Here is a 7627-nt window from a genome sequence, read left to right on the forward strand (position 1 = left end):
GATCTTCACACTCCCCCACACCCCACCTGTGTCACAATAGAGAACTGTAATAAGAAAAATATTGTTAAGGTAATTTAGTGAGTCCAACTGCTCAATCCACGGCAAGTGCGCGTCGCGTGGTATTTCCTTTTACGGCAATTGTGGGCCAGGAAGAAATGAAACTGGCGCTCCTATTGAACGTGATTGACCCCAAAATTGGTGGTGTAATGATCATGGGCGATCGCGGCACCGGGAAATCCACAACTATCCGGGCACTGGCGGATCTGCTGCCAGAAATTTCTGTGGTTGCCAATGACCCCTTCAGTAGCGACCCTAGCGACCCCGACTTGATGAGCGATGAAGTCCGCCAACTTTTAGAACAAGGGGCGGAAATTCCTGTAGCTCACAAAAAAGTCCAAATGGTAGACCTGCCGCTAGGAGCTACAGAAGACCGAGTTTGTGGCACAATCGACATCGAGAAAGCTTTATCTGAAGGTGTCAAAGCCTTTGAACCGGGACTTCTGGCAAAGGCTAACCGGGGCATTCTTTATGTGGATGAAGTCAACTTACTAGATGACCACCTTGTAGACGTGCTACTAGATTCCGCCGCGAGTGGATGGAACACTGTAGAACGGGAAGGTATTTCTATCCGTCACCCAGCACGTTTCGTTCTTGTGGGTTCTGGAAACCCAGAAGAAGGCGAACTACGCCCCCAACTTCTCGATCGCTTTGGGATGCACGCAGAAATTCACACCGTAAAAGAACCAGCCTTGAGGGTGCAAATCGTAGAACAACGGGCGGATTTTGACCAAAATCCTCTAGTATTTCTCGAAAAGTACAAACCCCAGCAAGAAGCATTGCAACAGCAAATTGTCAATGCTCAACAGCTTTTGCCAGAAGTGAAACTTGACTATGATCTGCGGGTAAAAATTTCTGAAGTCTGCTCAGAACTGGATGTAGATGGTTTGCGGGGTGACATTGTTAGTAACCGCGCCGCCAAAGCCTTAACAGCATACGAAGGACGTAATGAAGTTACGGTTGATGATATCCACCGCGTAATTACGCTATGCTTGCGTCACAGGCTGCGGAAAGACCCCTTAGAATCGATTGATTCTGGCTATAAAGTCGCCAAAGTTTTTAGCCGCGTCTTTGGTGTCGAACTGCCAGAAAGTGATGCTGCACAAAAGAATGGCACAGGTCAAAAGTTAGGGGCTAGGGGTTAAAAGTTAAGAGTGAGGAGTTAGGAGTTAGGAGTTTTGAATGGAAAGCTGCTTCATAACTCACAACTTTAATTCCTCACTCAAGACTGAGTATATAACTCACAACTCCTAACTCAGCATTCAACACTGACTATATAACTCATAACTCCTAACTCAACACTTACTATGAGATTTTGGTCTTTTTGGCTCAACAGCTTTATTTTATCTAGCCAATACAACCCGCCCAGGCTTGTAGAATTATTGATGCTCTTATTAGCGATCGCTATGCTGGCAATAGCCAGTATTTTACCGGATATACCCTATTTAATTTTAGGCTTGAGCTTAGTAGTTGGGGCATCTATTTCCATCTTAGTGCGGGAAGCGATCGCCCCCTCACCTCAGACACGAATTACCCAACTAACAGCATCGCTATTGCTTATCATCAGCCTCTATGGCTTTGCTGACTTAATGTACACTCTATAAAATTAGTTAGGAGTTATGAGTGAGAAATTAATCGTGTCTCTCCTAACTCATGTACAGACGCGATTAATTGCGTCTCTTTTCAATTACCAATTCTGCATTTCCACTAATTCCATACACAAGTCATTGATTTGTTCCAAATCAGGTTTGTGAGGTAAGGCAGATTGTTCGTAAACAATTTCCATTTCAGTGACCAAATCTTCTGCCATTTTCATCACTTGCTCATAAAAATACTCACCCTTTAAAATAGCTTTTAAATCCTCAAAATCACCAGCTATTCTCCTATCTACAATCACTTCACCCCGCCGTAATATTTCTACTCCACTGCGTAACAATCTAATGCAGTGCATCCCATGTTTGAGGTCAAAACCCGACTTTCTTTCCATTTCTGCTCTAGCTGGATTCCTATTTTCCTGCCAAGATAAGTAAGCCTTCCATTCTCTTAAAGCTATTTGATAACTTTGGCTTTTCTGAAGCAGGCGGATAAAATCTTTACGGCTATTAGTTAAATGTTGAGTATATTCCAAAGTTTCATTGGGTAAAGTATATTGTTTTAATACTCCTTTAAAATCAATATCTGCCGTCAGCAATTGGTATAGTTGTTCCGCTTCTTCCAAAAACTCAATCCGTCCTCTGATTAAGTTATAAAGATATTCCAAAAAAGCATTTAACTCATCTTTGCTGAGGGGTGCTTCGTCTTCTATGGCGAAGTCAGATGGTATTGGTTTTTTTTGCGGTGGTTTTAACAACCATTTTCGATGAGTTTCCATCTTTTTGATTTGGGCAAAGGCATAACCAGTGTAAGTATGTTTTACCTTTTTGCTCAAAAATAACTGTTTATGATTAATTAAATGTTGCCCAACAGCGCTTACAAAAGGATAGTTATTTAACCACAGTAATTCTAAAACATTGGGATTTGCGCCCGCTAATAACTGGAGGATTTTTCTTAATTCATATATAACTGTGTCTCTGTTGCCATCCAGGAATGGAAATATTCCTGGTTCATCCCAACCAGCATCCTTTTGTTCTATGCGATCAAATCCTAAGTAGTACCTTTTAGGTGCGATAAATACTCCCCGATAATCAAAGTCTGAATCAGGACGATTTAAACCATAGCCGTGGCTACCTGCCAAACCAATTAAAATAGTTCTTTGCTCAACTTCTATTCTTTCCATATCACCTGATTAAAATATAGTCATCCTAACTCATGAGTTAAGCAGGTGGGAAGATGGAAACTAGAGTTACTTAGTTTAAGAGAAATGCCCCTAAAGGAGATGATGCAACGGTATCCCCTTGAGGAGCAAAACTTGTCAATTCAGTTGTTTTGATACTTTCGGTTTCCTAGAAAAGGAATTATCTAGGATTAATGTGCCGTCTAGTCCCCCATCCTGGATTGACAATGGCAGCTAAATCTTCTTCAGACAATTTGCTGATTTCACTGTCCAGTTCTTCAACGCTGAAATCATAGCCACGCTCTTGAGCAATCTTAATGAAGGCTTCTGGATCATCTGTTGCTTTGAGTCTTTGCTGTAATGCTTGATCTTGTTTTACGGCTTGAAAAAGTCGGGTAGCATTTTGCTGTGTCATGACAGTCTGTCTCCTGTTTTAAATATCAGGTTTGAATGTAGTAATCTGACTTTTGTGGATTCACTAAATTCTGTGAATAACCTTTAGATTAAGCGTGTAAATTTAATTTTAAAACAAAGAATAAAAATGTGTAGATTCTGATAAGAAAATATAAGTTTTAGTTTAAATATTTCTGCTAATTTTTAAAATTCAGCCCTAAGATGGAAGCTGTATTTATCTAAATAAGATTGATTTTGAATTGCAAATGTATTTTACATTTTTCGCGTGGATAATTCAGCCATGACGATTTTTAGCAAATGAAGGCTTGACTTAGCACCTGTTAATAAAATAGTATGTTAGATTGTCTGTCTAATTCCTGCTCGGATCAGGTAGACATATTACAAAAGCTGGCAAAAGCGTCTCTACACGAGATAAAAACCAGCTACCTGTACGGCAACCTCAAGGACAATTCCATGACCTACGCGATTATTGAAACTGGCGGCAAACAAATACGAGTAGAGCCAGGGCGGTTTTACGATATTGAACTGCTTCCGACCGAACCAGATGAAAAAGTTACAATAGACGCTGTATTACTCGTGCAGCACGATGGTGAAGTCACCATTGGACAGCCACTAGTGACAGGTGCGACTGTAGAAGGGACTGTAATGCGACATTACAGGGGTCGTAAAGTCCTGGTATACAAGATGAAGCCGAAAAAGAAAACTCGCAAAAAGCGGGGGCATCGTCAGGAAATTACCAGACTTATGATTGACTCCATCACCCTTAATGGTGCAGTGTTTGCTTCCCAAGAAGCACCGGAGAAGGAAACCCCCATTTTAGATGAGACTCCTGCCGAAGAAGTTGAAACCGCTGCTGAATAATAATAAAGAGAAGATACACAAGAGGAAATCATGGCTCATAAGAAAGGAACAGGTAGTACACGCAACGGTCGTGATTCTAATGCCCAACGTCTGGGTGTAAAGCGTTATGGCGGTCAAGTTGTGCGTGCAGGAAACATTCTCGTGCGTCAGCGTGGTACCAAATTCCACCCTGGTAACAACGTCGGTATTGGTAGCGATGACACTCTGTTTGCCTTAATCGACGGTGTTGTAATGTTTGAAAGAAAGGGCAAAACCCGTAAAAAAGTTAGTGTTTATTTACCCATAACTGCTGCTGAGGCAGCCCCTGCTGAGGCAGTAGCAAGTTAGAGTGTTTGGGTGGGAAAAGTGCCCACCCTAATCGCTAGTTAGGGCTGGCATGTCCCAGCGGTTGCTTAAAAGTCGCTTTGTTCCTGTGTCGCGCATAGATTAGTATCAGAAGCATCAAAGCGCAGATATTCTTCAATAATAAAATATTACACACAGAAATTGGATTGCGTAGCTTGCCGTCGTAGGCATCGCATATCAAGCCTTAGGTACCAATTTTTGTCAGCTTTCGGATGATTGCACTAGATGTTCCAAAGGTTAGGATAGCCAGCCAGAGATATTATTGGTTCTGAAACTTTGTGGATTAGGCGATGTGGTCTTCTGGGTCTAGTGACTTTATCACTGTCATACTATTTACAATTACTCATTTCTTACTTGCCCTGAAGGTAGGAAGCATCCGTCTAATTAAGTCTATGTTCCTGTAGAGGTTCTATGAGTCTGATTCTTCCCAAACGCACTTTATCCCGTCGTCGCTTACTGCAAGTATCTGGACTTTCAGGCGTAGGCTTTCTTTTAGGTGGCTGTGGGACAAATTTGTTCTCAGATAATCTGCGGCAAATATCTGAGCCACTAAACCAAAGTCTTGAAGCACTCCTGCTAACTCAAAAACCTGTACCTGAATTTCCTGTCAGTGCCATAGAACCAGACAAATTGCTGATTAATACCTTTGACTTCACCCCGCAAATTGATCCGGCGCAGTTTCGCCTGAAGATTGATGGCGAGGTTAGTAACCCGATACAATTGAGCATGGCAGATATTCAAAAACTCCCCTTGACTTCAATGGTAATTCGCCATGTCTGTGTTGAAGGCTGGGCTGCGATCGCTCAATGGGGAGGTGTGCGATTGCGAGACTTAGTAGCGCTGGTAAAGCCTAAGTCAAATGTCCGCTATGTCTACTTCAAATCTGCGGATGGCTACTATGAAAGCTGGGATATTGCCTCTGCTGTACATCCCCAAACTCTCATGGCTTATCAAAAAAATGGACAACCTTTATCAGTTGATAATGGTGCACCTATGCGTCTAGCATCCCCAATTAAACTTGGCTACAAGCAAAGCAAGTGGGTGACTCAAATTACATTCGTCAGCAATTTGTTACCTCGTAAAGGTTATTGGGAGGATCAGGGCTACGAGTGGTTTGCTGGGCTATAAGGGAGCTGGGGGAGAAAATTTTACCTTGTTATTCTTGTCCCTTGGCAATGGGATGTTTTTTTATTTGGAAGTTCCTTACATTTCTACACTATAGAGGGATGGGGAATTACGGGGATTAGTTAAAAATCCTTTGGTAAGTGACAAAAAATCGAACACCCAATATCTGAAACTCCCTATCCAGAATTGATTTTGACGAGCTAACTCGGACACGAGTTTTAGTCCACAAAGCACGGAAAAGTAACAGCATGACTACAGAGAAACTAAGTACCTTGCCATCATCTCCAGCCCAGACCGAATTAGAATTCATAGATTCCCCCGGTTGTCAATCAACGAGTCTGCACGATTCGGATGTACCGGAAGTTGACTTGTTTAGTCCACTGAAAATTCGAGATATCACCCTGCCCGATCGCATAGCGATGTCACCAATGTGTCAATACTCGGCAGAGAATGGATTCGCAAATGATTGGCATTTTGTCCATTTGGGGAGTCGGGCTACTGGAGGCACTCACCTGATTGTAGTCGAAGCGACAGCCGTGACACCCCAAGGACGAATCACCCCCGGTGACCTTGGTCTTTGGGACGATATGCACATCGAGCCACTAGCTCGCATTGTCCGCTTTCTTCGCCAACAAGGAGCGATCGCAGGGATTCAATTAGCCCATGCTGGCCGGAAGGCGAGTTGCAATGTTCCCTGGCTGGGTGGTACACCGTTAACACCTGAAGAAGGCGGTTGGCCGGTAGTCGGGCCAAGCCCAATTCCGTTTCAAGAGGGCGGCCCCGTTCCCATACCCCTCGATGAGGCTGGGATTGAAGAGGTGATTGAAGCCTTCGTTGCCACAGCGCAGCGTGCCGTTCAAGCGGGCTTTCAGATTATCGAAATCCACGCGGCTCATGGATACCTGTTGCATTCCTTTCTTTCACCGCTAAGTAATCAACGAACAGATCGTTACGGAGGTTCGTTGGAGAACCGAATGCGTTTGTTACTAGAGGTTACAAGACGAATCCGAGAGATTCTGCCAAGCGGGATGCCGCTTTTTGTGCGCCTCTCTGCTACCGACTGGGTGGAGGGAGGTTGGGATCTCAAGCAGTCAGTGATATTATCCCGTGAACTAAAGGAATTAGGCGTTGATTTGATCGATGTTTCCACAGGAGGCTTAGTCCCTCATGCCAGGATTCCCGTGCAGACAGGTTATCAAGTGCCTTTTGCTGCCAAAATCCGAGAAGAGGCTGGAATTAGAACAGGGGCTGTGGGGATGATAAAGGAGGCTGAGTATGCCAACCAAGTAATTACTCGTGGATGTGCGGATTTGGTTCTCGTCGGTCGAGAAATGCTCCGCGATCCATATTGGTCGATTCATGCGCGTTCCCATTTGGATGAAGAACCAAACTGGGCTTTGCCCTACGGCTATGCTGTTAAACAACGGAGACAGGGGAAATAAATCTAAACAGCAGATGTTGCGATCGCAATTGATTTGTGTTTAACCGCAGATAATATTATGGCGATCGCACCCTTCGCAAAGCATATCGTAGAGAAGTAGTTTTAGGCGTTGCGATCGCTTTATTTCACTTCACTGCATTTGCAATGACATTGTGTAATTAATTATGTTGCCTACTTATTAGACTAGGATTTGAATCTCAGGCGGCTAATGCAGCCGGTGCAGATTACCTAAATTACTGAAACCAACGGGAGACAAAAGCAACCATTCTCTTGAATAAAGGCTGACGATTCCGCCGCAAGTCTTCCAGATTTTCACGAAAGGTTATTGTATTGGGATGATTTGCCCCCAAGCGTTGTTCAGCGATCGCCAAAGCTTGGATGTACAGAGGTTCTGCATCACTATACCTTCCCTGTGAATGGTAGAGTCCTGCCAAATTGTTCAGGCTAGCTGCCACAGAGGGGTGTTCATCCCCCAATAGGCGTTTCTCCATCTCCAAAGCTTGGGTATACAAAGGTTCGGCATCACTGTACCTTCCCTGTGATTTGTAGAGTAATGCCAAATTGTTCAGGCTAGCTGCCACAGAGGGGTGTTCATCCCCCAATAGGCGTTT

General features: G+C 43.7%; 9 protein-coding genes. 6 read left to right on the plus strand and 3 right to left on the minus strand.

Annotated features, from left to right (window positions below):
* The first annotated feature begins 77 nt into the window (after positions 1-77).
* Positions 78-1202 carry a magnesium chelatase ATPase subunit I gene (gene bchI, locus F8R90_RS20545; protein WP_196512223.1) on the plus strand — a complete coding sequence of 375 codons (1125 nt, stop codon included), beginning with the start codon at positions 78-80 and terminating at the stop codon, positions 1200-1202.
* A 162-nt stretch (positions 1203-1364) separates the two neighbouring features.
* Entirely contained in the window at positions 1365-1661 is a 297-nt protein-coding gene (locus F8R90_RS20550; RefSeq protein ID WP_196512224.1) for a hypothetical protein, read from the plus strand.
* Positions 1662-1744: 83 nt separating this feature from the next.
* Here F8R90_RS20550 and F8R90_RS20555 read toward each other — a convergent pair whose 3' ends face one another.
* Together F8R90_RS20555 and F8R90_RS20560 are read right to left on the minus strand one after the other, a co-directional pair.
* Complete coding sequence (locus F8R90_RS20555) at positions 1745-2833, minus strand: nucleotidyltransferase domain-containing protein (protein ID WP_196512225.1); 1089 nt, start codon at positions 2831-2833, stop codon at positions 1745-1747.
* Between the two features lie 178 nt (positions 2834-3011).
* Positions 3012-3245 (minus strand): Nif11-like leader peptide family natural product precursor, encoded by a 234-nt coding sequence (locus F8R90_RS20560; protein WP_196512226.1) that lies wholly within the window; start codon positions 3243-3245, stop codon positions 3012-3014.
* A gap of 452 nt (positions 3246-3697) precedes the next feature.
* Here F8R90_RS20560 and rplU point away from each other — a divergent pair, with 452 nt between their 5' ends.
* The 4 genes from rplU (at position 3698) to F8R90_RS20580 (ending at position 7017) form a co-directional block, all read left to right on the plus strand.
* Complete coding sequence (gene rplU, locus F8R90_RS20565) at positions 3698-4105, plus strand: 50S ribosomal protein L21 (RefSeq protein ID WP_196512227.1); 408 nt, start codon at positions 3698-3700, stop codon at positions 4103-4105.
* Positions 4106-4135: 30 nt separating this feature from the next.
* Positions 4136-4432 carry a 50S ribosomal protein L27 gene (rpmA, locus tag F8R90_RS20570; RefSeq protein WP_099099325.1) on the plus strand — a complete coding sequence of 99 codons (297 nt, stop codon included), beginning with the start codon at positions 4136-4138 and terminating at the stop codon, positions 4430-4432.
* A gap of 429 nt (positions 4433-4861) precedes the next feature.
* Positions 4862-5578 (plus strand): molybdopterin-dependent oxidoreductase, encoded by a 717-nt coding sequence (locus F8R90_RS20575; protein ID WP_196512228.1) that lies wholly within the window; start codon positions 4862-4864, stop codon positions 5576-5578.
* 245 nt (positions 5579-5823) lie between these two features.
* Positions 5824-7017: an NADH:flavin oxidoreductase/NADH oxidase gene (locus tag F8R90_RS20580; protein WP_196512229.1), complete on the plus strand. Its 1194-nt coding sequence runs from the start codon at positions 5824-5826 to the stop codon at positions 7015-7017.
* Between the two features lie 232 nt (positions 7018-7249).
* On the opposite strand, the gene F8R90_RS20585 is transcribed toward F8R90_RS20580, so the two are convergent.
* On the minus strand, positions 7250-7627 hold a 378-nt coding region (locus F8R90_RS20585; RefSeq protein ID WP_196512230.1), incomplete at its 5' end, for a tetratricopeptide repeat protein.

It is taken from the genome of Nostoc sp. NZL (genome assembly GCF_015714705.1).
GTDB lineage: Bacteria > Cyanobacteriota > Cyanobacteriia > Cyanobacteriales > Nostocaceae > Nostoc > Nostoc foliaceum_A.